The organism is Neisseria sp. HMSC074B07 (assembly GCF_001810355.1).
Taxonomy (GTDB): domain Bacteria; phylum Pseudomonadota; class Gammaproteobacteria; order Burkholderiales; family Neisseriaceae; genus Neisseria.
Window position 1 is genome coordinate 1 of record NZ_KV800926.1, and the last position, 209, is coordinate 209.

A 209-nucleotide genomic window follows, 5' to 3' on the forward strand; every position below is an offset into this window, starting at 1 on the left:
CTGAGTACCAGCCAGCCGTCGGGTGCTTCGGGGAAGGCGGTATCGGTTTGGAACACTTTCATCGGCGCCATGGAAACGACGTTGCCGCTGCCGTTGGCGACGGTTTGGCGGCAGAGGACGGCTTCGTTCAACAGGGTCGTCTGAACTTTGGCTTCGTCGGGGGTTTTGGGATGGAGGCCCCAGTTTTGCTGTTTGCCCAATAAGACGGT

At 59.3% G+C, this 209-nt stretch carries 1 protein-coding gene; it reads right to left on the bottom strand.

From position 1 onward, the window contains the following. Positions 1 to 209, bottom strand: a 209-nt coding sequence (locus HMPREF2726_RS14100) for a hypothetical protein (RefSeq protein ID WP_168163272.1), incomplete at both ends; no start/stop codon positions are given.